Below are 26034 nucleotides of genomic sequence, written 5' to 3' on the forward strand. Positions count from 1 at the left end.
GAACCTGGTAACGAGGGGAATCGCACTTTTGCCTATTTTTTGCTAGCCATCCACTTTTGCAGATCGTTAATCGTAAAAACTGTTTCAAAGTCCAATCCAACAGATTGATAAAACTCCGCACCACCTTGCTCTCGATCAATCAGCGACAAAACGCGATCGACCTTATAACCAGCCGCCCGCAGCCTTTCCACCGCCTGCATCGCCGACTTACCCGTCGTCACCACATCCTCCAAAACCGCCACATTCGTCCCCTCTGGCAACAGCGGCCCCTCAATATACGCCATTGTCCCGTGTCCCTTCGTCTCCTTTCTGACAATTAAAGCTGGTATAGGTCGATCGCCCAAAGCCGAAACCACACTCACAGCAGTTACAATCGGGTCAGCACCCAAAGTCAAACCGCCCACAGCTTGCACATCCGACGACAGCATCGACAACAACAAACGTCCCGTTGCCAAAGCACCTTCAGCGTGCAGCGTCACAGGTTTGCAGTTAATGTAATAAGAACTTTTCTGCCCCGAAGACAGCATAAAATCGCCTTCGCGATAGGCAAACTCGCACAACAAATCTAGAAGTCGATCGCGCAACACCTTTAAATCCGCAGCATCCATAACTCACACCCTGTAAAAAACACAAATAATCCGCCGATAATCAGTTTATCAAAAAATTGGGTTGAAAATCCCGTCCTTCGCTTGACCGAAGGCATCCAGGATAAAAGCCCCCGGATTCATTCCAACGCGCCAACTCAGGACCCAGAAATAAAAAACCTGTCTCCGATGAAACTTGCCGAACGTATTTATCCGTGGGGTCAATGCTTCAATTCTAAAATCTAAAATCTAAAATCTAAAATCGCTTGACGGCTTTTTGATAGAATACACATGGTTGTAATTCCCAAGGTGGGCGGTTGTGAAGCGGCTTTTAGTCGGCACCCTCGAACCTGAAAGCTTTTTAAAAGCAAAAAGAAGGGTAGCGAAAACCTTGTAAAACAGAGCTAGGGAATCAACGCATTCTCACGCACCAGAAAATCAATAATTTGTTTCAATCAAGTAGGGTGGGGCACACCCGAACTCTAGGTTCGTACCCTAGTACGCTTTTGGAGATAGACCCTCTGGGGTGGTTGTGAGTTAAGCTCGTCAATTGGTGCAATTGCACGGTTGAAAAGTTTAAGGATTGCCGAAAGGACGCAACATTTTAAGGTCAGTCGCTGAATTAAGAATCCCTGTCCTTTAGGTCAGGGAGTGTCAAATTGGAATCGGAATTAATTAAGGAGGCCCAAATATATGAGTCAAAAGTTAAAAAGCCTAAGCGGCGCGTTGATTCTCGCTGTCGCCTCTGCCGCACTGGCATACGTCAAACCAGCTCAAGCACAAACAGAGCGATTTCACCCGATTGCCGACGACTTCAACCGACAATACTTTGAAGCTTCAGGAGACTTTTACCACAACGTCAGCTTGCAAGGTTACTTGGGCGACTATTTAGGCATCGGTTCCCCCAGCGGCGTCGTTGCCTTTCCCGAAAAAGAAATCGAGCGGGATGCTAGTCGCCTCAGCGGCCTTTACCGACGAGTCATGCAGCGGCAAGTTTCCAGCGACCCGATTCTCCGCGTCCCAGATGCCGTCAATCCCTTCGATGCCTCAATCATGGCACTGCCTGCAGCTTGTCAGCTAGGACCTCAACCAAGCGGCTGTTTCCCTACTCCCGGCAGACTCCAAGATCAGTTTACACTTCCAACGCAGCAGCAAAATTCACCGACCGATCAAGGGCCCGTTAGAGGACTTTATCAAGTATCGCCCCCTGGTAGAAATTAACTGCCAGTTCGGTATAAGTTTCCGGTTGCATCCGAATTAATATTACCCACAGTCAGGACACGGCAATGCCCCAGGCGTGTCAAATTAAGCTTTTCGTCCGCTAGTCCTCCCGCCTACCCGGCAGTCCGCCAGGGAATGAATTCCCTGTCTAATAGCGAAAGTCCTCTCAAAGAGGACTGAATAATTCCTTAGTCCTCTTTTAGAGGACTTCAGCTTTGAGGCAGGGGTTTCAACCCCTGTCGGAATATCGGTTTAACGTGTTTGTTGACACCAATGGGCAATGCCGTTTCCTGCAATTAATCGGGCGATAGTTACATCTCTCGCGAGCGCCATCGATTATTTTGGGGTAGGGAAACGGCAATGCCGTGTCCTCCGTTGCTCAGACTTATGATGAAACAATGCTGCCGTCAGGCATGATTGTTCCTTTCAAAATAGCTTCCCCCAAATTCGCTCCCGCCAAGTTCGCTCCCCGGAGATTTGCCCCGGTCAAATTAGCCCCTCTCAAATCAGCTTTGCCGAGGTTTGCCCACCGGAAATCTGCCGCGCTCAACTGTGCAAAACAGAGATTTGCCCGGAAAAGATATGCTGCTGTGAAGTGAGCTTCCGCGAGGTTAGCTTTAGAGAAATTGGCTGCATAGCAATGTGCTTCAATCAATTCGGCTTGAGTCAGATTGGCTTGACTGAGATTAGCACAGTTGAGGTTCGCGCCCATCGCATTAACTCGAAACATCACCGCACCGATTAAATTCGCCTCTCCAAAATCGGTTTGTTGGAGATTGGCACCGCTAATGTCCGCCCCAATTAAATTAGCACCGCTCAAATCAGATCCTCTGAAGTCAGCCGCTTGGAGGTTGGTTCCAGTTAAATTAGCTTTAATTAAATTAGCTTCCAGCAGTTGCGCTCCTGCAAGATTTGCTAAACTAAAATTAGATTCTGCGAGGTTTGCCGCAATTAATTTAGCCTTAAACAAATCTGTTTTAAAAAGGTTCGAGCGCCAAAGATACGCACCTCTGAGATTTGCTTCGGCGAGGTTAGCTTCGCTGAGATCCGGCTCTATATTTGGGTTGAGACTTCTCCATTCAATCCAACTAACTGCACCTTTTTTTAACAGCGCTAAATGCTGTGTATTTGCCATAATTACATCTCCTTTAACGGCTATTCCTTGCGACCAACAATTGCTGGATTTTCTCGACCCGTCACGTTTTCCACCGCCGCAATTGCTGCCTGGGAACCTGCTATAATATCTCGTTCTGCGCCGCCGAGGTAAAGCCGTCCGAAACTGCCTACAGCCTGAACCTCTAAGATGTTAATAGATGCGCCTTTTTCTGCTTCATTGGCCGCCAGCGCTGCATAGGCCGCCGGTTCTACTTCTAAGACGTAAAGCGTTTGTCCCGCCAGCAGCAACTGTCCGCGGCGGGTGCGGTTAATTAATTGTGTTTGGTGGGGGTCAATATTGCGAATAATTTGACTGGAAATCACTCGCGGTTTGATACCTTCTTCTCTGCGGAGTCCGATGAATTCTAGAATTGCTTTGCCTGCGGCCCGCGTTTCCCCCTGCTGACTCGAGTGTACTTCCAGAAGGCCGTACAAGCGTTCGACTATCTGCACTCCCGGGCGCACGGAGGCAGATTTGAGGGCGACATCGGTAATTCGGTTAATTTCGATACCGGGCGAGATTTCTATCCACAGCGACGCATCCCCCGGCAGCGGCAAGAATCCGGCGGCGACTGTGCCGATGTATGCTGCGTGCTGTGGCTGCAAGTTGTCTAGAAATACGTAGCTGCGTAGCTCTATACCCAAAAGTTTCTATCTCCGTCGATCGAGTTCCAACACTTATCTGTGCAATATCTGAGTTTACCTTTTTTTGTCAACAACACCTTGTCTATTGTCGAGACTGTCGCACTGCCTCACAACCGGGTGAGGTGTCAATCGATTTTAGATTTTAGATTTTAGGTTTTAGATTGAAGCATTGACCTTACGGATAAATACGTTCGGCAAGTTTCATCGGATATAGGTTTTTTATTTCACCGGTCCTGAGTCTGCTTTCGGAATGAATCACGTGGCGGGTATCCTGGATGCTTTCGGTCAGACCCGCTATTTCTAGTGTCGGAGTGCCTCTGCGAGCAATTTTTAATTTTGTGCGCCTGCTAAAAATTTGATATCAATCTGTAGTTATACGTGGAACTTAGCAATGTTTACCGCTAGAGATGGATTTAACTTTAAAAGCCAATCGATATAGTTTTGATAGTTAAAGATTTTAGCCAACAGAGAGCATTTGAATTATGAAACGTTCTGATTTATCCAAAGCAATCGGTGCAGGTATTATAGCTGCTGGGTTAGCCCTAGCACCAGCTCATCTGCCTGCTTCAGCTCAGACAGATACAACTGGCGGTACTAACAACACTACAACCACCACCACTCCTCGCTCCGATGTCTACAATGCTGAGAACGATCGCGATTTTGATTGGGGATGGTTGGGATTGTTAGGTTTGTCTGGTTTGTTGGGCTTGATTCCCCGCAAACGTGAAGAAAATGTCCGCTATACAACTACAACCAGCGATCGCGAGCCTGCCGTGCGAAGTGACTACCGCTAAGAATTGAGTCTTAGTGCTGTGGGCATCATGCAGGGACAGGATGTTTTAACCTGTCCGACTAGCACCAATAATCATCAAAAAACCTCCATCTGTGAGGTTTTTTTATTGGAGATGATGCGCGATCGATCGACGATTAAATTGGTTACATCTGAGATATTGTACCATTGTCAATCAGATTTTTATGAACAGGCCGGAAAGCCTGTTCATAAAAATGGTGCAATATCTCAGATATAAGCGGAATTGAGATGATTAACTTCTTCCTATCTTCTTCCCTCCCTCCTTTGCGTTCTTTGCGTCTTCGCGGTTCATTAAATAAATACTTTTCCGACACAAAAACACTTTAAACAATGTTTTTGCCCGATCGCTCGAGTACCTCCCCAATCGCCTGCACCAACTTGTCGGGGTCTAAAGGCTTAGCAATGTGGCGCCAGAACCCCGCAGCCAGGGCCTGCTGATAGTTAATTTCTCCAGCATAAGCCGTGAGGGCGATCGCCGGAATCCGTCCCCCTTTGTCGGGCGCCAGAGCCCGAACCTGTCGCATCAACATATAACCGTCAGTGTCGGGCATTCCAATATCGCTCAACAGCAAATCCGGCACAGACTCAGTTAAAACCGCCAAGGCATCGGCCGCGTTAGCAACTGCTGTAACACTTGCCCCACACTCCTCAAGCAGAAAAACCACTAAATCTAGCGCATCGGCCTCATCATCCACCGCTAACACCTTGACACCGCTCAAATTGAAGGATTGATCCGGCGACGCAGTTCCCGCAGGACTTGTCTGAGACTGGATCGGCATCAGAGGTATCCTGACAGTCAAGGTTGCACCTTGTCCTTCGCCGGGACTGTCAGATTTCACTGTACCGCCGTGGAGTTCGACGAGATGGCGGACGATCGCCAATCCTAAACCCAATCCGCCAAACTTGCGCGTCATCGAGCTGTCAGCTTGCCGGAAGTAGTCGAATACATAGGGCAGAAAATCAGGTTCGATACCTTTTCCCGTATCAGTTACAGTAATTTGGGCCAAGGTGTCCACCCGATCGAGAACGACTTGGATTTTGCCCGACGGCGGGGTGAACTTGACGGCATTTGACAGCAAATTCCAGACTACCTGCTGAAGTCTGCCCGCATCGCCCAACACCGGGCCCAGATCCGGTGCAAATTGAGTGGTGATTTGAATCGACTTGACTTGGGCCGCCAGACGCACCGTTTCAATAGCAGCGCCGATGACCTCGGCTAAATCCACAGGTGCAATATTCAAGCTAACCTTGCCTTGCAGAATCCCCGACACGTCGAGCAAATCTTCGATAAGCTGGGTTTGCAGTTTGGCGTTGCGCTCGATCGTCTCTAAGGCATAACGCTGCTTTTGGGGTGTCAGAAGATTCGATTGCAGCAGCTTCGCCCAGCCCATAATCGGGTTTAAGGGAGTCCGCAATTCGTGGGACAAAACAGCCAAAAATTCGTCTTTGACGCGGTTAGCCTGTTCTGCCTCTTCCCGCGCTGCCTTTTCCCGTGCTAGAAGGCTTTCCCGTTCTGCTTCTGCAACTTTGCGATCGGTAATATCGGTGTTAGTGCCACACCAGCGCAGCACCTGGCCTTGCTCGTCGCGAATCGGCACGGCGCGGGAGAGAAACCAGCGGTACGATCCGTCTTTGCCCCGTAAGGGGAAAGTATCTTCCCAGAGTTCGCCTGTTTCAATGCAGCGCCTAAATTTTTCCACAACGCCATCGAGGTGTTCCGGGTGGTGCACCTTTTGCCAGCCCCAGCCTAGCATTTCTTCTAGGGTGGTGCCTGTGTAGTCAAACCAGCGTTTGTTATACCAGAAAATCCCCCCAGCAGCATCTGTCATCCAAGCCAACTGAGCGATGTTGTCAGCTAGAGCGCGGAACCGAGCCTCGCTTTCGTGCAGCTCATGCAGAGCTCGCGCGTGCAGGATCACCGTCCAGAGGCGAGCCACCACTTCTTGCATCAGCCAAACTTCATCGGGCCGCCAGTGCCGCACCACCCTTGATGTCACCAGCAAAAGAGCCACCCAGCGCCCTTCCTGAAGGCAGGGAACATCGACCAAAGCGCGAATACAAACGGCACCGTAGTTATCGAATAAATGCGCTGTATGGGGGTAAGTAGCGATATCTGAGATGACAAGGGTTTGACCTGCCATAGACAGAGCTTTCAGTTCTGGCGTCTTAAAGTCTGAGATTTGATAGGTGCCGGCGGCGCTGGCAATGTCGGACTGGTGCCAGTCTTGGTGGACAATTGCCCGATCGGCTTCTAAATCGATTTCGTGCCAGATGCAGCGATCGACCTTTAAATATTCTCCCAGACTTTTCATGGCTTCCCACAACATTTCTGTGGGGTTGAAGCGCTGTCGCAAGCGGGCTTCGAGATCGGAGAGAAACTGCTCGTTAAGTTGGGCTTGTTTGCGATCGTGAATATCAGTATTCGTACCGATCCACTCGACAATCTGGCCTCCTGCGTCGCGAATTGGCACCGCGCGGGACAAATGCCAGCGTTCCATTTGGTCTGCTGCCCGCCGGAGGCGCAGCTCAACTTGATAAACTTCTCCGCTGATTAGACATTCTTCCCAGCGGGCCCAAGATTCTGCCAAATCCGAGGGCGGGACTAGGTATTGCCAATTGCTTTGAGCGGCTTCCTCGTAAGACATTCCCAGATATTCCAACCATTGTTGTTGATTGGTAAAGCGAATTTCCCCGCCGGAACTTACGTTCCAAAGCAGGTGGGGCAGCGACTCAGCGAGGAAGCGAAAGCGGCGGTCGCTTTCTGCTAAGCTTTCTTCTGCTCGTTTGCGATCGTCAATATCAATGCCGATACCAGCCCATTGCACCACCTTTCCCTTCCTGTCTTTGACGGGTACAAGTCGCGCTAGATGCCAGCGGTAATTACCATCAAACCTGCGTACCCGACACTCGAATTCGTAGGCTTCCCCGGCTGCAATCGCAGGAGTGCGCGTGGCGACAACTGCTGGCAGATCATCAGGATGAAATAATTGCAGCACCGGCGCAGGCATCGGCAATTCTGGCCTCATGCCCGTATAGGTTTTCCAGTGTTGGTTGCAAAACTCTAACCTGCCGTCGGCGGTGTTGATCCACATTAATTCCGGGACGCCATCGGCGAGGGTGCGGTAGAGATTTTCGCTGTGCCGCAGTGCTTCTTCTATTTGCCGGCGCTCGGTTTTGTCCTGCATAATTTTCAGGAAACCTTGCACCTCGCCTGCTGCGTCGCGCAGGGGCATCACCAGCCCGCTGCCCCAAAAGCGGCTGCCGTCTTTGCGGAGGTGCCAGCGCTCGTTTTCTCCTTTTCCTTGAGTCAGGGCGCTGTGCATTTCTGCTTCCGGCATCCGGGCTGCTGAGTCTTCTGGGGTGAAGATGATGCGTCCGTGCTGCCCGACGATTTGGGCTTCGGAATAGCCCAGCAATCTCTGGGCCCCTGCGTTCCAACTGGTAATGTGTCCGTCGGTGTCAATGGTGAAGATGGCGTAGTCTTTGGCGCTGTCGAGAATCAACTGCAGGTGGGTTTCACGATCGCACAGTGCTGCTTCTGCTTGTTTACGCTGGGTAATGTTGCTGGTGAAGCCGACTATTTTGGTCGCTTCACCTTGCTGGTTGCGGATCGAACAGCCGCGCTCCCAAACATCGATCCAGCGCCCGTCTTCGTGCCGGACTCGGTACTCGATTTCATAGCGATCGGGAATATTCAAGATTGATTGCCCCCCGGCTTGGATGCGTGCCAAATCGACCGGATGGATGCGTTCTCTCCACCACTCTGGTGTTGCAGGTGCATCCTCTGGGTAGACACCGACGATCGAGCACAGTCCCTGGGAACGGTAAACTGAGTTTGCTGCCAAATCCCACTCAAACACCATGCCGTCGATCGCCCTTGTAGCTAATTGGAAACGGTTGTAGCTTTCTTGCAAGGCGAGTTCTGCCATTTTGCGAGCGGTAATTTCCTGTACCACGATATGAATCCCCACAATCTCTGGGCCCCTGTCTCTGAGCGGCCACCAATTCTGGAGCCAAGTGCGAACAACTGTGGGTTGATCCCTAGTTGCACCGGTGAGTTCATAATTCCGGATCGGTTCTCCGGTGTCTAGAAGGTGTCCCAACAAAGGTTCGGCTGTGTCTGCCCAGTCGGGGACAATTTCGCGCAGGGTATGGCCGATGTGCCTTTCTACTGCCAAGCCGTTCATTTGGGCAAACCGCTGGTTGATCCGCACGAACCGCAAATCTGTGTCTAAAACGGCTAAACCCACGGGAGTTGTTTGGTAGAGCGACTCTATCTCTACAAGTTGACGCCGCACGGTTTGTTCGCTTTCTTGTAGGGCGAGTTCGGCTTTTTTGCGATCGGTAGCATCAAATAATACTCCGATAAACCGCACTGCTTCGCCTGCTGCGTCGTAGAGATAGCGCCCGAACGCGCTCAACCAGCGGATTTCTCCGTTGTCGGCGCGGATGATCCGGTATTCGGGGGAGTAGAGCGATCGGGTTTGCCGAGCTGTTTTGGCTGCTTGCATGACTTGCTTGAAGTCGTCTGGATGCACGCAGTTTTCCCACACAACCGCGCTTGCTTCCCCGCCTGGTACCGGTTGGCAGCCCAAAATGCTGAAATGGGTCGCCGACCAAATTACTCGATTTGTTCGCACGTCTAAATCCCAGGTTGCCATGCCTGAGCCTTCGATGGCGATGCTCAAACGTTCTTCGCTTTGTTTTAAGGCAATTTCTGTTTGTTTACGCTCGCTGATATCTGTGAGGGAACCCACGGCGCGCACGGGATTGCCTGACTCGTCCCAAATTGCTCGCCCTCTGGCTAAAACCCATTTGTAGCGCCCGTCCCCACAACGGATGCGGTACTCGCAGCAGTAATGTGAGGTTTCTCGATGCAAGTGCTGCTGCCAATTGCTTTGCACGATCTCCACATCATCGGGATGAACGTAGCTCAAAAATTGGCTGAAGTTTTTGACTTCTTCGGGCCGACGTTCCAAAATCTCTAAACACCGATCGCTCAGGATCTGGCAATTCGTTTGCAGGTTCTGATCCCAAATGCCGTCGTTGTTGCCCTGCAAGGCTAGCTGCCAGCGTTCTTCGCTTTCTCGCAAAGCTTCTTTGGTTTGATGGGCGCGATCGATTTGTACGGCGGCAACGGCAAAGTCTGCTAGGGCGATCGCGATCTGCAAGTCTTCGGCATCGAACTGGCGATCGTCCTCGTGAGATACAATCCATATTGCCCCCAGCGATTGATTTTCTGCTTGCAGTGGCACGACTAACGCTTCGGCGATCGGCAATTCTAACTGTTGTAAGTCGGTAAAATATTGTTCGGGAGCAAAGTAAAGCTGGGGAGTTTGGCGATCGATCCCGGTGCCCGACAAACGCAATTTGCGGGGTGTGTTTTTATGTTCTGCTGCTTCCCACGCTCCCGCTAAGGCCTCCCACCGAAAGATTTGTTCGGAAGTTGCATTTTCTTCTAGCAAGCAGACTCCGACGCTTCCGGCGTCGCACAAATCTTGAGCGATCGCAACGAGTGTTTTTAGCAGCCTGTGCGGTGAGGTTGCCAATTGTCGAGCCAGCGTTTGCAGCGCTCGGTTTTCTGCTTTTCGATCGTGCGATCGAGGGATGCGGCGCGACAGTTCATCGGCGATCGGAATGTCGGTTAAATTAGTTTGTGGGGTTTGCCAAGCTTCCATCAATTAGTCATCTCTACGTCTTTCGGTTTGAGCTGGCGAGCGTCTATCACCACGCTGTTAAAGCATCTGCTATATTTATATATTATCTACCCACATACAGAATATGTGAGCTATCTTGGAAATTACTTTTTAGTTTTCAGGCTAGTTGATTGGGAGCAGTCGAATTTTGTAAAAAGCCTTTTTTAGGAGTGCGAGCATCCCGATCGCTTTATATATTTTTAGCGGCCAAGATGCTCGCACGAAGAGTGAAAGCTTGCACGCTTGATGATAGGAGGAGCTCTTGGGAAAGTAAAAAGCGTTGTTTAGGAGTGCTTGCGTGACCGCACAGCACATTATATACATATAGCGAGCAAGGTCTGAAACCCGCGCCAGAGCTTGGTCTAAAATCTCGCTTTTTCCACAACAGGAATGGCGGGCTCGTATCCGTTTTTGGGCGGGTCAAGGAATCAATTCGCCCCCACAAAGAGATAAAATAGTATTCAGAAAAGCCTTTAATTCTGGACAGACTGCGGCAGCCTCCATGAGATTTTGTCCCTCTAATATTCTTTTGGCATCCCGTGCTTTATCATAACTGCGACGTTTTCCCTGTTCAAATATTTCTTTAATCCGATAAGAAGGTGGATTATTGTGATTGACCAGTTCAGGAGAACCGCTAGGAACGGCTCTATTGCCTCCTGATATTTGCTGAATTTTTGACCAAAAAGGTAACAGCCAAGCTTCAAAGTCATGGGAAGCTGCATGGGGATAAAATTTAGGATTGTTCCCTACCCAATTTTTCATTTGAGCCTTAGCATCCGCTGCATCTTTAAAATCTTTAGTGCCTGTATAAACATCAGTTAATGCAATTACAGCATCACAGGCATCTTTACCAGTCAATAAATTTTCCACGATGACCCTGAGTTTCTTTCCTTTGTGAATGCGACCGTTACAAGGTATAAACTTTAATTTTGGCATCTGCTGTCCCAGGCGTAACTGAAGAAACTCTTGCAGGTTAGACTTAAATGCCATTTCCGTTGCTCCTTCAACCAAAATAGCAATCTTCACGGTCTGCCTCCAATGATATTCATTGCCCAAAGCTGATCCAAGCTATAATCTTTTAACCAGTGTTCTAATTCTATAGAGTCAGCCCAAGTTAGAGTTGTTAATCCATCTTCAGTATTGCAGACAAGCACCTCTTTAGGCTCTAAAAATCCGATCAGTCTATCTGAATGAGTTGCTACAATTAGTTGAGTTCTTTGAGAAGCTTCTCTCATAGCATGAGCTAGTTGTTGTAACAACTCTGGATGTAAACTAACTTCCGGCTCATCAATCAGCGTGACAGCGGTCAAATCTCGACTTTGCAGTAAGGTGATTAACCATAGAAATCGCAGCGTTCCCTCGGATAGTTGGTGCATATAAAAAGGATGAGAAAAATTTCGATCCTTCCAAGTCATTGCTAAAGTTCCGGCTGCTACTGGCGGAAAACTCAACCTTTCAAAATCAGGAAAAGCTGCCGCCAGTGTATCTTGAATAATTTCAAATCGATTTGGATCTGTTTCTCGCAGATAATAAAGGCATGAAACTAAATCTTCTCCCTTAGTACCGGGCAAAGTTGCAGGACGCATAGATTGAGGTAAACGTATAGGACTTTGAGGGGAAAGATTCAATTCCCAAGCCTTATAAAAGCTACATGAAGCTAAGTGCTGTCTCAATGTTTCTGGTTCCCGATACATCTTAGGAACCTGAGCGAGTGAGCTTTCCAAAGGATTGTACTGCCAGTTTGGACGTAGTAGCTTTTCATCGTCTGGACTGAAATATTTGACATCTAAACCGCGAGATTCAATATACTTAAAAGGTTGAGAAGCATTGGGATCGCGCTGTTGGATTAGAGTTTCTGAACCAATTTCATAGAATTGACCTTTGGTTGCAAGTTTCAGAGAATAGTTAAGCGGTTCCTGATTCTCTATAGGCATCGATAAGGAGATTGACACGCTATCAGCCCGGTCTAATGTTATCATCTGAGTTAGACCGCTCAACTCTGAAATTTTGGACTGTAACTGACCGTTCGCTGATGCTGCTAAAAGTGAGAATATTTCTAAGAAAGAACTTTTCCCAACACCGTTAGCACCAATCATCACTGTCAGATCTCGCATTTCCACCTCTGCCGAAAACAAACGGCGAAACCCCTCGATCTTTAGGCGCTCAAATGTGTTCATAACTTTTGCCCTTGAGCTTGTAGAATCGTAATATGCACAATTTTATTCCAGAATCACGCTTTTTTCCATATCTGACTTGGACAGAAATTCAGTCTATGCCGGATAAGGAAAATACTGTGATAATTCTGCCGCTAGGTGCGATCGAACAGCACGGCCCTCATTTGCCTTTAATTGTAGATGCGGCAATTAGCGCGGCAGTTACAGGCAAAGCCCTGGCAAAGTTAGAGGCAAATATTCCCGCCTATGCTTTGCCGCCTTTGTACTATGGTAAGTCGAACGAACACTGCCATTTTCCCGGTACAATTATGCTCAGTGCTCAGACACTTTTAGCAGTAATCGGCGAAATTGCAGACAGTATTTATCAGGCTGGATTTCGGAAATTAGTGTTAATGAATGGTCACGGCGGACAGCCACAGGTGATGGAAATTGCGGCGCGGGATATTCATCAAAAATATCAGGATTTTTCGGTTTTTCCGCTGTTTGTTTGGCGCGTTCCTAATGTGGCTGCTGAATTATTAACTGCCAAGGAGTTGGAGTTGGGAATTCACGCGGGTGATGCAGAAACGAGTTTGATGTTGTCAATTTTGCCCGAACAGGTGAAAATGGAACTGGCAGTTTGCGACTATCCGCAGGGTTTACCAACAGAGAGTTTGCTGAGTATGGAAGGGAATTTGCCTTTTGCTTGGCTGACGCGAGAGTTGACTGAAAGCGGTGTGTTGGGCGATGCGACGGCGGCGACGAAAGAAAAAGGATCTCGTATTCTCGAATCTCTCTCTGACGGCTGGGCACAAGTTATCAAAGATGTTTACAAATTTCGCCAGCCGCGTAGTAATTAAAAATTAAGAATTAAAAATCAAAAATTGTTCTAATTCGTGTCAAAATGAGTCTAAGAAATTTTTTGAGTTGGAAAACTAACGATGAGTGTAAATTCTAAATTGCAGCGCGCTTTTGAGCAAGGTCGCGCCCTGAAAATTATCAGCGGTTTAAATAATTTTGATGCCGCCAACGTTGCTGCTGTCGTCAAAGCAGCGGATCTCGGCGGTGCTTCCTTTGTCGATATTGCTGCCGATCGCGATTTGGTATTGATGGCAAAACAGTTGACAGATTTGCCAATTTGTGTATCTGCTGTGGAACCGGAAAAGTTTGTGCCTGCGGTAGAAGCTGGGGCTGATTTGATTGAAATTGGTAACTTTGATGCTTTCTACGCAGAAGGCCGCCGCTTTGAAGCTGAGGAAGTTTTGCAGTTGACTCGCGAAACTCGATCGCTATTTCCAAACATCACTCTTTCTGTGACAGTTCCCCACATTTTGACACTCGACAAACAAGTGCAATTAGCAATTGAATTAGTCAAAGCTGGGGCTAACATCATCCAAACCGAAGGTGGCACTAGCGCTCAACCAATTCACGCTGGCACCTTGGGATTAATTGAAAAAGCAGCGCCTACTTTGGCCTCCGCTTTTGAAATTTCCCGCGCCGTATCCATCCCCGTACTCTGCGCTTCCGGTATCTCCAGCGTCACCGCACCCCTCGCTATTGGAGCCGGTGCTGCGGGTGTTGGTGTCGGTTCTGCTGTTAGCCAGCTTAATAGCGAAGTGGCGATGATTGCGGCTGTTCGCAGTTTGGTTGAAGCTTTGGCTTTGGTTTCGCGATCGCACTTGCCGGCTTCCATTTAATTAAGAAGGAAGAAGGAAGAAGGAAGAAGGAAGAAGGAAGAAGGAAGAAGGAAGAAGGAAGAAGGAAGATTTTTCCCATCCCTCGCTCTTCCCCTTCTCCCAGTCTTCGCCTCTTCCACTCCCCCACTCTTTCACTTTTCCACTCTTCCTTAATAATTGATAAACCACACGGCATAATCATCTAATAACTGATTGTTTCGGGAGATTACATCAACGGATTCTAACTCTGATAAAGGCAACATAAACTTTTGGCGATCGCTGACGCGCTGCACTTCCACAAATATGCCTTCTTCCTGAAGCACCAAATCCTCCAACCGATTAATTGTGAATCTATCAGTATAAGAAGGTTGAGTTTTTTTGAGCCGTGCATATTCTTTTTTGCTGCCGGAACCCATTGTATATTCTTCTTCCCATTCAAACTCTTCTATGCCGGTAACGTGGCAGGGTAGTTGAATATTTTGCTTGATGTACTCTAGATATTTGACGGAATTTTTTAGGCTGAAATCAATATTTTTTGACCCCAAAATTTTACTGATTTTAGTTTCAAATTGCTTGGTATTAAATGGGAGATTTTCATCGAGATGCGCTAACATTTCTGGATCGAACCCCGCTCTCAATTCGGATAATTCCTCCAGCAGCCTCTGAAAGTCGTTGACCGGTTTGGGTCTTCTGCCTGCTACAATGGTTTCATCAAGCTGAACTGGAGGAAGTTCGGATTGTGAAGGAAGGGATTGGCTTTGCTCTGGGCGATCGTCCACTTTAGATTTGTTAACTTTAGATTTGTTAACTTTAGGCTGGTTAAGTTTAGGCTTGTTAAATTTAGGCATCGCTCGGTCTCGCTGGCTCGGTTTATCAATAAAGTATATCTTGGCAGAAGTACATTGTGTCTGATAGGAGGAAGCTGTAATGCAACTACTGAAATCACCTGATGAATCGCCAGTCTATCAAGGACAATTCGGCGAGTTTACGATTACTCAAAACGATCGCACGGGAGTGTTGATTTACCGCGCCGGATTGGGGGTGGCGGCGCTGTGTTTTGCGATCGGCACTACTCTGGTGCTGCAACAGGGCGACAACCCGATGGCAATCCAAGCTGTAACGCCTGTTTTTGCTTGTTTCTGGATAGCTTTAGGCGTCAGCTTGGCAACTATTCACATTTACATGATTGCGCTGCACCGCACACTACAGGCGTTTTGGGCGATCGGCGGCGCGGCAGCATTGTTTGTCGCCCTACAAAGCAGCCAACCTCTAGCTTTAGCAGTGTACGAACATCCCGCCACATTGTGGGGAATTGGCTTTACTTTTGCAGCCTTAAATGGCATTTATTTTAAGGAAGCATTCTGCTTTAATCGCCTCGAAACTAAGTTTTTGACTCCGGGAGTCCCTCTGTTAATTTTAGGACATATTTTCGGATTTTTGTCAGCCGAAAATGAACAATTTTTGCTGGCTGTTTGGGCGGCTTTGTTTATCATCTTTGCTGTGCGTAAGTTTTTTCAACCAATGCCGCAGGATATCGGGGATAAAAGCGTTTTTGAGTATCTGAAACACCAATAATTTGGGAATGGGGCATTGGGAATGGGGCATGGGGCATTGGGAAATTCTATCACTTTCCCACTATTTCCCTCTTTCTCAGTCTCGCCGAATCTGCCTCCATACCCTAAAACATCTAGAGCTAGTTAAAATGAGAATTCGTCTAATCCGCCGCCGAGAAATGTGGGCAGTTACCAAGGAAGGTTGGGTAATTGCTCTGATGGGATTAATAATTACAATGCTCTTAATTATCACAAATATCCATCCGTTTTTGGCGGTAAATGCGCCGATTAAAGCAGATGTTTTGGTTGTCGAAGGCTGGTTGCCCGATTATGCGATCCAAAGTGCGATCGCCGAATTCAAAAAAGGCGAATACCGCCAATTAGTTACCACAGGAGTTCCTTTAAGTAAAGGCTACTATCTTGCTGAATATAAAAATTATGCCGAACTAGCTGCCGCGACTTGTATTGCGCTAGGATTTGATAAAAACAAAGTAGTAGCAGTACCAGCAGCGAGTGTTCTCAAACACCGCACTGCTGCTTCTGCGATCGCACTTCAGGATTGGCTAGGTGCTTCTGCCATAAAAGTTGAGTCAATTAATCTTTATTCTTTTGGCCCTCACGCCCGCAGAAGTTGGATTATTTTCAAAGAAGTGCTGAATCCTGACATTAAAGTCGGGATTATAGCTGCTGAACCGCAAGATTACAATCCCCAAGAATGGTGGAAATCGAGCGAAGGTTTTCGGACTGTGATCGGAGAAATTATTGGTTATATTTACGTGCGTTTCGTTGATTGGAAAGCTTAGGAATGAGAATTAAATAACTTCCACTCTTGAAAGTGGGATGGGCTATAAGAGCCCGTCATGAGTGGACGGGCTATAAGAGCCCATCCCACAATAACAATTAAAATTGTAAGTTATTTAATTCGCGATCCTTAGCCAGTAATTGTCAACCTCCCTCTTAATTCCCTTCGCCTTCTTAGCGCCTTCGCGGTTCGTAAAAAATATTTATAGCAATCTTTGCAGGAGTAGTATTTTTTTGCCCCACCCCAACCCTCCCCGCGGGTTCGGGGAGGGAGTAAGAAATTTACAAATGATTTAGGATTTCTATATATTCAACCAAAAATGATAAAATTATTTTCATATAAGTTGAGGGTAACTCCTTGGTAGAAGAACGCGCTTACTGGTTGGCATGGTCGCAAATTAACGGTATCGGGCCGATTTTGTTGCAAAGATTGCACCAAAATTTCAATAGTTTGGCAGAAGCTTGGACGGCAAAACCAGTAGATTTCATGCGAGTCGAAGGGTTTGGTAAGCAGATAATTGAAACAATTTCCCAAGAACGAACTAAACTCAATCCTGAAGAATTTCTCGAAAAACATCTTATAAAAAATCCCAGTTTTTGGACGCCCGCCGATTCAGATTATCCCCGCTTATTATTGGAAATTCCCAATCCGCCACCAGTGTTGTATTATCGCGGTAATGTCGATCGCAAAGAGAATCAAGGAATTACGCCGACGGTGGCAATGGTTGGTACTCGCAGCCCAACGGAATACGGCAGAAGGTGGACTCGCAAAATTAGTACGGCTTTAGCTAGAAGCGGTTTTACTGTGGTTTCGGGATTGGCGGCGGGCATTGATACAGAGGCTCATACAGGCTGTTTGGAGGCGGGAGGAAGGACTTTCGCAGTGGTGGGGACGGGGGTAGATATTGTATATCCTAAACAAAATGAGAGGTTGTGCGATCGCATTTTGCAGCAGGGATTGGTAATTAGTGAATATCCGGCGGGGACTCAACCGAATAAAACTAATTTTCCGCGCCGAAATCGCATAATTGCTGGCTTAAGTCGCGCTACAATCGTGATAGAAGCTCCGCATAAATCTGGTGCTTTAATTACTGCTTATCAAGCGAATGATTTTTGTCGGGATGTGTATGTTTTGACAGCAAGATTGGATGATGAGCGTTCCTTTGGGTGTTTGGAGTTGCTGAGTAAAGGTGCTCATCCGATTCTGCCGAGTAGCGATCGACACTTAAGCGAAGACAGGTTGTTGGAAATGCTCGGAGCTATGCCAAAATTGGATAGAGCCGAGCAGTTGTCGCTATTTCCTCCAAATCCGACGGTTGAGAAGCAAGGGCCGCTGTTGGAGCCAGAATTGGCTAAGGTGTTAAGTGCGATCGTATCTGGGCCGATTTCTTTTGATGTAATTGTGGAAGTGTCTGGATTAGAAGCGGGAACAGTTTCTAGTATACTTTTGCAGTTGGAATTGTTGGGATTAGTTTCGCAGTTACCGGGAATGCGATATCAGCGGTGCTGATTTGGAATGTTAGATTAAATCCGCATTTTATACAGATACTCGGCGGTTGAAACCGCGTCTACACAGACAAAATCCCCCTGCGCGGATTGAAGGCAACGGAGGACACGGCATTGCCGTTTCCCTACCCTAAAATAATCAATTTTCCTCGCTCGGATTTAAGCATCACGCGATCGATTGTAGGGACAAGGCACAGCCGTATCCTGATTTCGGGTAATGGGTAAAATCAACCGGATTGGATGATGAAATTGCCCGATTGGGCGATCGGATATAACGATCGATAACACGGCAATTGAGGACACGGCAACAGCGCAATTGGTGTCAACTTAAGGTAAAACCGATAGTCCGACAGGGAATTTATTCCCTGTCTCAAAGCTAAAGTCCTCGCTATGAGGACTGAAGAACTCATTAGTCCTCATAGCGAGGACTTTAGCTATTAGACAGGGGTTTCAACCCCTGGCGGACTGACGGATGAGCGAGAAGACTAACGGACTAAAAGCTTAAGTTGACACTAATGGGCAATGCCGTTTCCCTGCCCAATTCTCAAATCAATCCGAAATTAGCAGCACTAATACTGCTAGCAGAAACTCCAGCCAGAGAAGCTAAAATCTCCCCAGTTTGTGCAAACCGGATTAAAGTCGAACCGCTATCTTGAGCAATAGCCAATTGCGAGAAACTCAACCCGTTACCCAATACTAACAAGTCTTGACCGACTTCAAAATCAGTAATCGTATCAGTACCGGAATTGGTAGAGAGTAGGAACTTATCTACTCCCATTCCTCCTACCAAAGTATCAATTCCCAAACCGCCCGACAGTAAATCATCGCCCTTACCTCCGTAAAGAATATCATTACCATCATCGCCATTCAAGATATCAGCACCACGGTTGCCAAACAAGACATCATCACCGCTACTTCCCAGGATTGTATCGCTACCTTTGCCACCAAAAATAGTGTCATTCCCCAGAACTCCATCGAGGGAATCATTGCCCCTCATGCCCATCAATACATTATTCGCGCTGTCGCCACTCAGGATATCGTCGCCATTTGTACCGAGAATTGCATTCGGGGAATTGCTGCCCAAATCAGCATCGCCGCTGACAACAGGAGTTGCAATCCCAACAGGCAATACTACAGCTTCAATTCTGCTATCTAAAGCAGTACCAGTATTGTCAGCAACTAGCTGGGAAATAGGTTTATTTCCCGTACCAACTTCTTTGAAGTCTTGAGTGGTTGGGCCCAAGGCTACTTGTTGGAGGCGGGCAAGTGATTCAGGAATTGATGTTGCTGTTGGGTTGGAGACAGCCGCATCAATGCGCTGATTGGCTGTTGCCATTACTGTCGCTGCTTGCGATGTAATTTGGCTGACTTGTTGACTGTTGAAACTGGGGTCTATTTGCTGGATTTTAGCGGCTGCTTGCTGAATGATTGGTTCTAAGGCTGCGGCATTGCTGAGGTTTAAGACAGTACCAGATTGAATTTGATTGGTAATTGAACTGACAACAGCCTTGACAATATCGTGACTAGCTGCACTGGATGCACCGTCAATCAAAGCGGCAGTTTGAGTGATGAAGTTTTGGACTTTCACCATTTCGGATAAGACTTGGACGCCGCCTGGTTGGTTGTTGTTGGTCGCTAAGATAGGGTCTAAGCTAGTTAGGTCAACTTCAGCGGGGAGGGAAAGGGCGGCTTTGACTAAAGATTGGGCTTCTTCTTGTGCAATTCCTTTGTCGGTTAAGTCGGCGATTAAGCTGGTTAGGAGGGTGACAACACTAGAATCTGGTGGTGCGGTGACTGGTGTTTCTAGGGGTAATCCGGTGGCGGTGTCAATGCCTCCTATGGCTACTAGATTGCCTTCTGATGGGTCGATTTCTCCGTTTTTGTTGGTGTCGAAAATGTCGAAGGGGATGTTGAGATTGAATTTACCGCCTGAATCGGTTGTGGTGGATGGTTCGTTGGTGTCGAGGACGCCGTTTTTGTTGGCGTCTAGGAAGACAGTTGCACCGGAGATATAGCCGTCAATCACCCAACCAGAGGGACTGACATAGATGGAAAATACTTGTGATGCACTAGCACCTAAAGGATCTGTCGCTGTTAATCGAAAATAGTAGCTCCCTGCTCTATCTGGTGGGTTCTCATTCGGTTTCTGGCTGAATTTGATGGTGTTATTGTCTGAGTCGAAAGAGAATTCGAGCCAATTCGGTAAAGCATCGCCAGTGGGTAAAGGAGTGCCATCGAAATTAACCGGAGTGAGTTGGTAAGTGAGCTTTTGACCGTCCGGGTCAATGTAAACATCTTTAATGTCTGCGTCAGCATCGTTAATATTCGACCTGAGCTTAATCTTCTCTTCTGGTGGATTGTTGGGGTCGTTGTCCGCGATCGTCACAGTAGCACTAGAGGGCTCGCCTATCTTGCTGTTGTAGTTGCTGATAGGATCTAAGCTGATAAACACTTTCTCGTCGCCTTCTACTAGGTTGTCGTTGTAGACATCCACATCTATGTTGACGCTGCGCTTACCTGCTGGAATGGTGATCATGTTGCTGCCGTACACGTTGAAAGGCAACGCCTGACGGGGTTGGGATGGCTGACGGGACTCGGAGTCGGAAAACAATTCGTAATCTCCATACATACCGATACCGGGTATGGCAGTACCGGGTATAGGAGTGTTGCTATTATCGAGTAGATTATCGAACTTGTAGTAGACATCCAGATCATTAGCTAGATTGCCACCAGTACGGGTAATGGTGAATTTTCCGGGATTCGCGGGTTCATCCCAACGTGTTTCGGCCGCATTGGGATCTGTAGCGGTGATGGTGAGGGTTGGTTTGATATCGGGGGCAACAAAACTTTTTACTTCGGAAAAAGGTGAACCCGCCCAAGCACCGTCGATCGCCTGTACACTCCAGTTATAAGTCTTTCCAGGGATTAAGTTATCTGGTTTTAACAGCCAACTGTACTCCAAGGCGTTTGGGTTGCTCTTGGCTTGGTTGACATTCCCCAACTGCACTACTTGCCGAGTTCCGTCATCACCGGACATGGGGCCAACAATGTACTCTTTAATGGGGGGCTTATCACCACCGTTGGGATTGGGACGAGTAGTCCAAACTTGCAGGTTGTAGCTTAAACCCCGATCGGGAGTTTGAGCGTCCATTAGGTTCCCCGATCCTCCGACTGAGTGCCATTTTAAATTGACTCCATCTAAATTGACTCCATCATTGGAACTGTAGTCTACAGATAAACCTTGAGGTGCAGAGGGTAGTGTGTTCTGCTTAGAGGTGTTGTTGCGGTAGATTTTGACAAAGGTGTCACTGCTACCGGGTGAATTATCTTTTGTTGTGAGTGCAATATCTAGTTTGCCGTTCTTGTTGTAGTCTCCCCAAGAACTCGGGCTGGCAACATTATCAGGCAGCCCTGCATTCTCGATGAGTTTAAAGCCAGCATCATTTTTTTCGTAAACTTTGGCGACACTGGAACCCGAATTACCACCCAGTTCTGTCACAAGGATATCCAGCTTGCCATTGTTGTCGTAGTCTCCCCAACCACCGGGACTACCACCATACCCGAATGTGTAAGCTTCCTGAAAGCTAGTAGTATCCCCATAGCTATTGTTTCCGAGGAATCTGGTACGGCCGTAGCTCGCATCATTTGGACGCGACGCTCCACCTGCTCCACCTGTAAGCAAGATATCTAGTTTGCCATCGCTGTCGGCGTCTCCCCATGCACCGTAAATAATAGGTTCTTGGAGGTTTTGATTTGGCGGCAGTGGCTTTTCGGTAAAGCCATCGGGAGTGTTACGATACAATTTTGCGATGTAATTTGACTTGGGGTCGCTTTTTAGAGCGGTGTCCCCTGTCAGCAAGATATCCTTGTTGCCATCATTGTCGTAGTCTCCCCAGGCCGCATTGCCAATAACACCGGGCAACTTAGCTCCAGTCTCCTCCTCAAAGTTTCTGCCCTCGTTGCGGAATACTTTGGCGATGTAGCCGCCTGCGCCCGTGTCGCCGGTGAGTACGAGATCCGGTGTGCCATCGTTGTTGTAGTCTCCCCAAGCTGCGGAACCTTGGAAAATACCAGGCAGCTTTACATTTTTGTCTAGATCAAATTTATCGAGGTCGATCGGCTCAGTTTGGAAAGGAGACGGGAAATTATCAATCCTTGGGTTCCGGTACAGTCTGGTGATGGGGGTGTAGGGCAAACTGGGGACGTAGGGTTCAGCGGGGATGGAGAAAGGGTCTGGTGGAGGAGTATCAATTACCCCTGTGAGCAAGATATCGAGATCACCATCATTGTCGCTGTCTCCCCACGTAGCAGAAGGCTTGGCAGTGTACACATTAGGAGAATTTTGCGCCACCCAACCTGCGTAAACGGTAGGCAAGCCTATATCAATTGGTTTAAAGCGTTGATCACCTTCGCTTTGATCACCTTCGTTGCTGTACACTTTCGGGATGTATGCTTTTAGCCCAGGAGAATTTGAGGGGTCTTTGGAACTATCTCGTTCCATCACCAACAGATCCAAATCGCCGTCATTGTCGAAGTCTCCCCACGCATTAGCGCCGACATAACCAGGTATCGTCTGATCGGCGAGTTCGGTGAACTTTGGGGCCGACGCCACTAGATCGACAGTTCCGCCAAATTGAGGTCGATCTTTAGACATCGGCATTTCCAAAGGAGTTTCGTTAAATATCGGTCTTCGGATCCTCGTTAATCCGTCTGTGCGACCTATTCCTGTAGTGACTGGTGTCGGCGTCGGCGAATCTAAATCTGGCGGTAGCGGTGCTCCTCCGGGCGTTGGCGTTGTGGTGCCAGTTGTCGGCGTCGGAGTCGGAGTCTCAGTTGTCGGCGTCGGAGTCGGAGTCTCAGTTGTCGGCGTCGGTGTCGGAGTCTCAGTTGTCGGCGTCGGTGTCGGAGTCTCAGTTGTCGGCGTCGGTGTCGGAGTACCAGTTGTCGGCGTCGGTGTCGGAGTAACTGATGTTGTCGGAGTCGGTGTCGGAGTAACTGATGTCGTCGGTGTCGGTGTCGGAGTGACAGATGTCGTCGGCGTCGGAGTTGGCGTTGGTGTCGGAGTTGGCGCTACATCGTTATCCGTAATCGCCACTGTCACCCCTGGAACCACAACCACATTATACTTAGCATCACCCCCGCTCACACTGTGAGTAATATTACCGCTGTGCGCGCCTTCCACAATTGTATCATCAACAGCTTTCACCGTAACGGTTTGAACACTATCCCAATTAAGGGGAGTGAAAGTCAGAGGCGCGATCGCCTGAATCTGATTACCTGTTGTGAGAGTGATAGTTACAGGGGCGCTCGGCTGTGACATTAACTTGATGCCATAACTGCCATCCGCGCCGCCTTCAGTAGCAGTTGTTTGCGTGGGAGAAATGCTGACACCTGCTGTGTCGTTGTCGGTAATAGCTACATTGACATCCTGAATTGTTGTGCCGCTATACTTAGTGTCGGTACTGGTAACAGTGTGAGCGATCGTGCCGCTGTGCGTACCTTCGGCTTTGCTATCGTCGGTAGCGGTGACAGTGACAGTTTGGGCAACATTCCAATTCGTGCTGTCAAAGATAACAGGCGCGATCGCATTTATTTCACTTGGGGCATTAAAGTTAATGGTAACAGGGGCGATCGGCTGCGATGTTAATTTGAGTTCATAACTGCCCGTCGCGCCACCTTCTGTAGCAGTTGTTGCCGTGGGAGTAATAGAAATACCAGCCGTATCATTGTCCTTATTGCTAAGGCTAACATCCGCTGCATCTAGCTTATAATTCGGATCGTCGCTAACAGCAAGCGCTGTGACAATTTTGTAGTTAATATCGCCGTCAGCAATACTATCATTAACCCCTGTCACTGTCACCGGCTGCGGTGTATCCCAGTTAACCGGAGTGAAAGTTAAGCTATTAACCGAAACTGTTCCCTCTGCAACATTGTCACTGTTCAAACCGATAGTCACATTAGCAGTCGGCTTAGTATTCAAAACCACAGTAAAGTTAGCCTTAGTGCCATCTTCGCCCGTAGTTAATCCCACCGTCGGATTCACCGTAATTCCCGGAGTTTCATTGTCACTGTTGGTGACGGTGACATCATCAGGATCGAGGTTATTGTAATTAACATCGGTACTCACAGCAGCAGCCGTGACAATTTTGTAAGGTATAGGGCCATCAGCTACAGTTACCAAATCGTCAACACCACTGATTGTTATTGGTTGCGGTTGATTGTAGTTAGCAGGAGTGAAAGTTAAGCTATTAGTTGAAACTGTTCCTTCTTCAACATTGTCACTCCTCAAACCGATGGTAACGTCAGCAGTGGGTTGAGCGTTGAGTTTGACTGTAAATTCTGCCTTGCCACCAGCTTCACTTGTAGTTAATCCCGATATTGGGTTAACAGTAAAGCCAGCTTTGTCATCATTAGTAATAGTTGTGGTAGCGGTAGCAGTGGTAATTGTCGGGGTTACGCCTGGGCTGGTGGGATTTGACAGGGTGACGGCTATGGTTTCGTCGGGTTCAACTAGGGTGTCGCCTAATACATCGAGAGTAATGGTTTTGGATGTTTCATCGGCGGCAAAATTAATTGTGCCAGTAACAGCAGTTGCGCCTGAAGTGCCACCGATGTTGTTGTAATCGCTGACGTTTGTAGCTGTTCCGGCGATCGTATAATTGACGCTACTTGCCCCGCCTGTGTTGCCACTCCGAGTCGCAGTGAAAGTCAGAGGCTTTGTGCCGGTATTGCCTTCAGGAATGCTTACAGTACCGGCGGCTATGGCATAAGAAACAGTACCGTTTGCTGCAATAGTTAATGTTGTTTGTTTGGTTGTACCGGCAACGCCACCGGTGATTGTGCCAAAGTTGAGGATTGCGGTTTCGGCGTTCTCAACTATGTTGTCGGGTTTGATAGTAACTGCAACATTCTCAGTCAGAGTAGTAGTGCCGGCGGGGAATATAACAGTTGTAGGAGAAATGGTGTAGTCGGAATTTTGGGTGGCACTGCTGCTGGGGTCGATGACAATTGGTACCACAACATCGCCCAAAGGTGTGCCACCGCTGATGGTGATGGGGATATTAACTACTGTGTCTGTTGTTCCTTCTGTACCGCTGTAAGTTGCAGCCCCGAAATTAACTGTATTGGGTGTATTTAGTAGTACCGAAACGTTATCTGAACCGTTGTTCGCTACGGCCAAATCCGGGAGAGTGTCAGCATTAAAGTTGCCGGCAATAATGGAGTTTGGATATGTCCCCGCAGCAAAGTTAATGGGTGCACTAAAACCGCCACTGCCATTGCCTACTAAAATTGCAGCGCCGTTGGTGCCTCCTACTGCTAAGTCAAGTTTGCCGTCTCCGCTAAAGTCATTTGCAACAATGCCTTGCAGCCCTGTCCCCGCGCTAAAATTAGTGACCGCCCCAAAGCTGCCCGTGCCATTTCCCAATAGAATTGACACATTGTTAGAGCCGGTGTTAACTACGGCTAAGTCGAGGAAATTGTCTCCGTTAAAGTCCCCATTAGCGATCGAATTTGGATTTTGCCCAGCCCCCAAATTAGTAGCTGCACCAAATCCGCCCGTGCCATTCGCTAAAAAAACAGAAATGGTGTTAGAGACACTGTTCGGCACAGCTAAATCGGAAAAAGTATCTCCGTTAAAGTCCCCCACTGTCATGAAAGCGGGAGTGGACTGCGGGCTCAAGTTAGTGCTGAAATTCAATGCCCCGCTGCCGCTGCTATTTGCCAGCAAAATTGTTACAGTACCAGAGGTACTGCCAGGGCTTGCATTGACTACTGCTACGTCTGAAAAGTTGTCGTCGTTAAACTTCCCAACTGCAACCGAGATAGGGGATACTCCTGTAGGATATGGAGTCGGGCTGCCAAAACCGCCCGTACCATTTCCTAAGAAAATTGAGAGGGCGGTACCAGTGCCGCTACCCACTACTGCCAAGTCGGGGAAATTATCGTTGTTAAAATTGCCGATCGCGATCGATGTGGGACTTGACACCGCCAAGGTAGGAATAGGCGCGGGATTAAAGCCACCCGTGCCATTTCCTAACAGGATGGAAACGTTGTCAGATCCTTGGTTTGTTACAGCTAGATCGGGTTTGCCATCCAGGTCAAAATCACCAGTAGCAATACCGTAGGGATTTGTCCCCGCGCCAATATTTTCCGCCGCACCAAAACTATTCAAAACATACTCGTAACCCGCTAATACTTCGGCTTCAAATACGAGTGGCGTTTCTATTGAACC

Annotated in this window: 16 protein-coding genes; 7 read left to right on the top strand and 9 right to left on the bottom strand. The window is 48.1% G+C overall.

Annotated features, from left to right (window positions below):
- Positions 1 to 32 precede the first annotated feature (32 nt).
- Positions 33 to 608 carry an orotate phosphoribosyltransferase gene (gene pyrE, locus QUB39_RS25090; RefSeq protein WP_333211597.1) on the bottom strand — a complete coding sequence of 192 codons (576 nt, stop codon included), beginning with the start codon at positions 606 to 608 and terminating at the stop codon, positions 33 to 35.
- A gap of 669 nt (positions 609 to 1277) precedes the next feature.
- Between pyrE and QUB39_RS25095 the strand changes: the two genes are divergently transcribed.
- Positions 1278 to 1805: a hypothetical protein gene (locus QUB39_RS25095; RefSeq protein ID WP_333211599.1), complete on the top strand. Its 528-nt coding sequence runs from the start codon at positions 1278 to 1280 to the stop codon at positions 1803 to 1805.
- Positions 1806 to 2190: 385 nt separating this feature from the next.
- Here QUB39_RS25095 and QUB39_RS25100 read toward each other — a convergent pair whose 3' ends face one another.
- Positions 2191 to 2940 (bottom strand): pentapeptide repeat-containing protein, encoded by a 750-nt coding sequence (locus QUB39_RS25100; RefSeq protein ID WP_333055181.1) that lies wholly within the window; start codon positions 2938 to 2940, stop codon positions 2191 to 2193.
- Positions 2941 to 2960: 20 nt separating this feature from the next.
- On the bottom strand, positions 2961 to 3605 hold the full coding sequence (locus QUB39_RS25105) for a hypothetical protein (RefSeq protein WP_190661578.1): 645 nt from the start codon (positions 3603 to 3605) through the stop codon (positions 2961 to 2963).
- Positions 3606 to 4087: 482 nt separating this feature from the next.
- Between QUB39_RS25105 and QUB39_RS25110 the strand changes: the two genes are divergently transcribed.
- A complete protein-coding gene (locus QUB39_RS25110) occupies positions 4088 to 4399 on the top strand; it encodes a WGxxGxxG family protein (RefSeq protein WP_333055180.1) in 312 nt (103 codons plus the stop codon).
- Between the two features lie 340 nt (positions 4400 to 4739).
- Here the strand turns inward: QUB39_RS25110 and QUB39_RS25115 are convergent, their stop codons facing one another.
- From QUB39_RS25115 to QUB39_RS25125, 3 genes are all read right to left on the bottom strand, one after another.
- A complete protein-coding gene (locus tag QUB39_RS25115; RefSeq protein WP_333211601.1) occupies positions 4740 to 10094 on the bottom strand; it encodes a PAS domain S-box protein in 5355 nt (1784 codons plus the stop codon).
- Positions 10095 to 10532: 438 nt separating this feature from the next.
- Complete coding sequence (locus QUB39_RS25120) at positions 10533 to 11138, bottom strand: DUF4276 family protein (protein WP_333211603.1); 606 nt, start codon at positions 11136 to 11138, stop codon at positions 10533 to 10535.
- Positions 11135 to 12289, bottom strand: coding sequence for an AAA family ATPase (locus QUB39_RS25125; protein WP_333211605.1), 1155 nt, complete (start codon positions 12287 to 12289; stop codon positions 11135 to 11137). Before QUB39_RS25125 ends, QUB39_RS25120 begins: the two co-directional genes overlap by 4 nt.
- 32 nt (positions 12290 to 12321) lie before the next feature.
- Between QUB39_RS25125 and QUB39_RS25130 the strand changes: the two genes are divergently transcribed.
- Both QUB39_RS25130 and QUB39_RS25135 read left to right on the top strand, forming a co-directional pair.
- Positions 12322 to 13125, top strand: coding sequence for a creatininase family protein (locus QUB39_RS25130; RefSeq protein ID WP_333211606.1), 804 nt, complete (start codon positions 12322 to 12324; stop codon positions 13123 to 13125).
- An 81-nt stretch (positions 13126 to 13206) separates the two neighbouring features.
- Complete coding sequence (locus QUB39_RS25135) at positions 13207 to 13962, top strand: DUF561 domain-containing protein (protein ID WP_333211608.1); 756 nt, start codon at positions 13207 to 13209, stop codon at positions 13960 to 13962.
- Between the two features lie 149 nt (positions 13963 to 14111).
- On the opposite strand, the gene QUB39_RS25140 is transcribed toward QUB39_RS25135, so the two are convergent.
- Positions 14112 to 14789, bottom strand: a complete 678-nt coding sequence (locus tag QUB39_RS25140; RefSeq protein ID WP_333055173.1) for a calcium-binding protein — start codon at positions 14787 to 14789, stop codon at positions 14112 to 14114.
- Between the two features lie 79 nt (positions 14790 to 14868).
- Here QUB39_RS25140 and QUB39_RS25145 point away from each other — a divergent pair, with 79 nt between their 5' ends.
- The 3 genes from QUB39_RS25145 (at position 14869) to dprA (ending at position 17805) form a co-directional block, all read left to right on the top strand.
- A complete protein-coding gene (locus tag QUB39_RS25145) occupies positions 14869 to 15516 on the top strand; it encodes a DUF2301 domain-containing membrane protein (RefSeq protein ID WP_333055172.1) in 648 nt (215 codons plus the stop codon).
- A gap of 127 nt (positions 15517 to 15643) precedes the next feature.
- The gene (locus tag QUB39_RS25150; RefSeq protein ID WP_333055171.1) at positions 15644 to 16297 is read left to right on the top strand and encodes a YdcF family protein; all 654 of its coding nucleotides are present in this window, start codon (positions 15644 to 15646) and stop codon (positions 16295 to 16297) included.
- Positions 16298 to 16653: 356 nt separating this feature from the next.
- Positions 16654 to 17805 carry a DNA-processing protein DprA gene (gene dprA / locus QUB39_RS25155; RefSeq protein WP_333211611.1) on the top strand — a complete coding sequence of 384 codons (1152 nt, stop codon included), beginning with the start codon at positions 16654 to 16656 and terminating at the stop codon, positions 17803 to 17805.
- 223 nt (positions 17806 to 18028) lie between these two features.
- On the opposite strand, the gene QUB39_RS25160 is transcribed toward dprA, so the two are convergent.
- Together QUB39_RS25160 and QUB39_RS25165 are read right to left on the bottom strand one after the other, a co-directional pair.
- A complete protein-coding gene (locus tag QUB39_RS25160; RefSeq protein ID WP_333211613.1) occupies positions 18029 to 18211 on the bottom strand; it encodes a hypothetical protein in 183 nt (60 codons plus the stop codon).
- Positions 18212 to 18345: 134 nt separating this feature from the next.
- Complete coding sequence (locus QUB39_RS25165; RefSeq protein WP_333485183.1) at positions 18346 to 25974, bottom strand: FG-GAP-like repeat-containing protein; 7629 nt, start codon at positions 25972 to 25974, stop codon at positions 18346 to 18348.
- Positions 25975 to 26034 lie beyond the last annotated feature (60 nt).

Origin of the sequence: Microcoleus sp. AT8-B5 (assembly GCF_036705565.1) — a bacterium.
Classification (GTDB): Bacteria; Cyanobacteriota; Cyanobacteriia; order Cyanobacteriales; family Microcoleaceae; genus Microcoleus.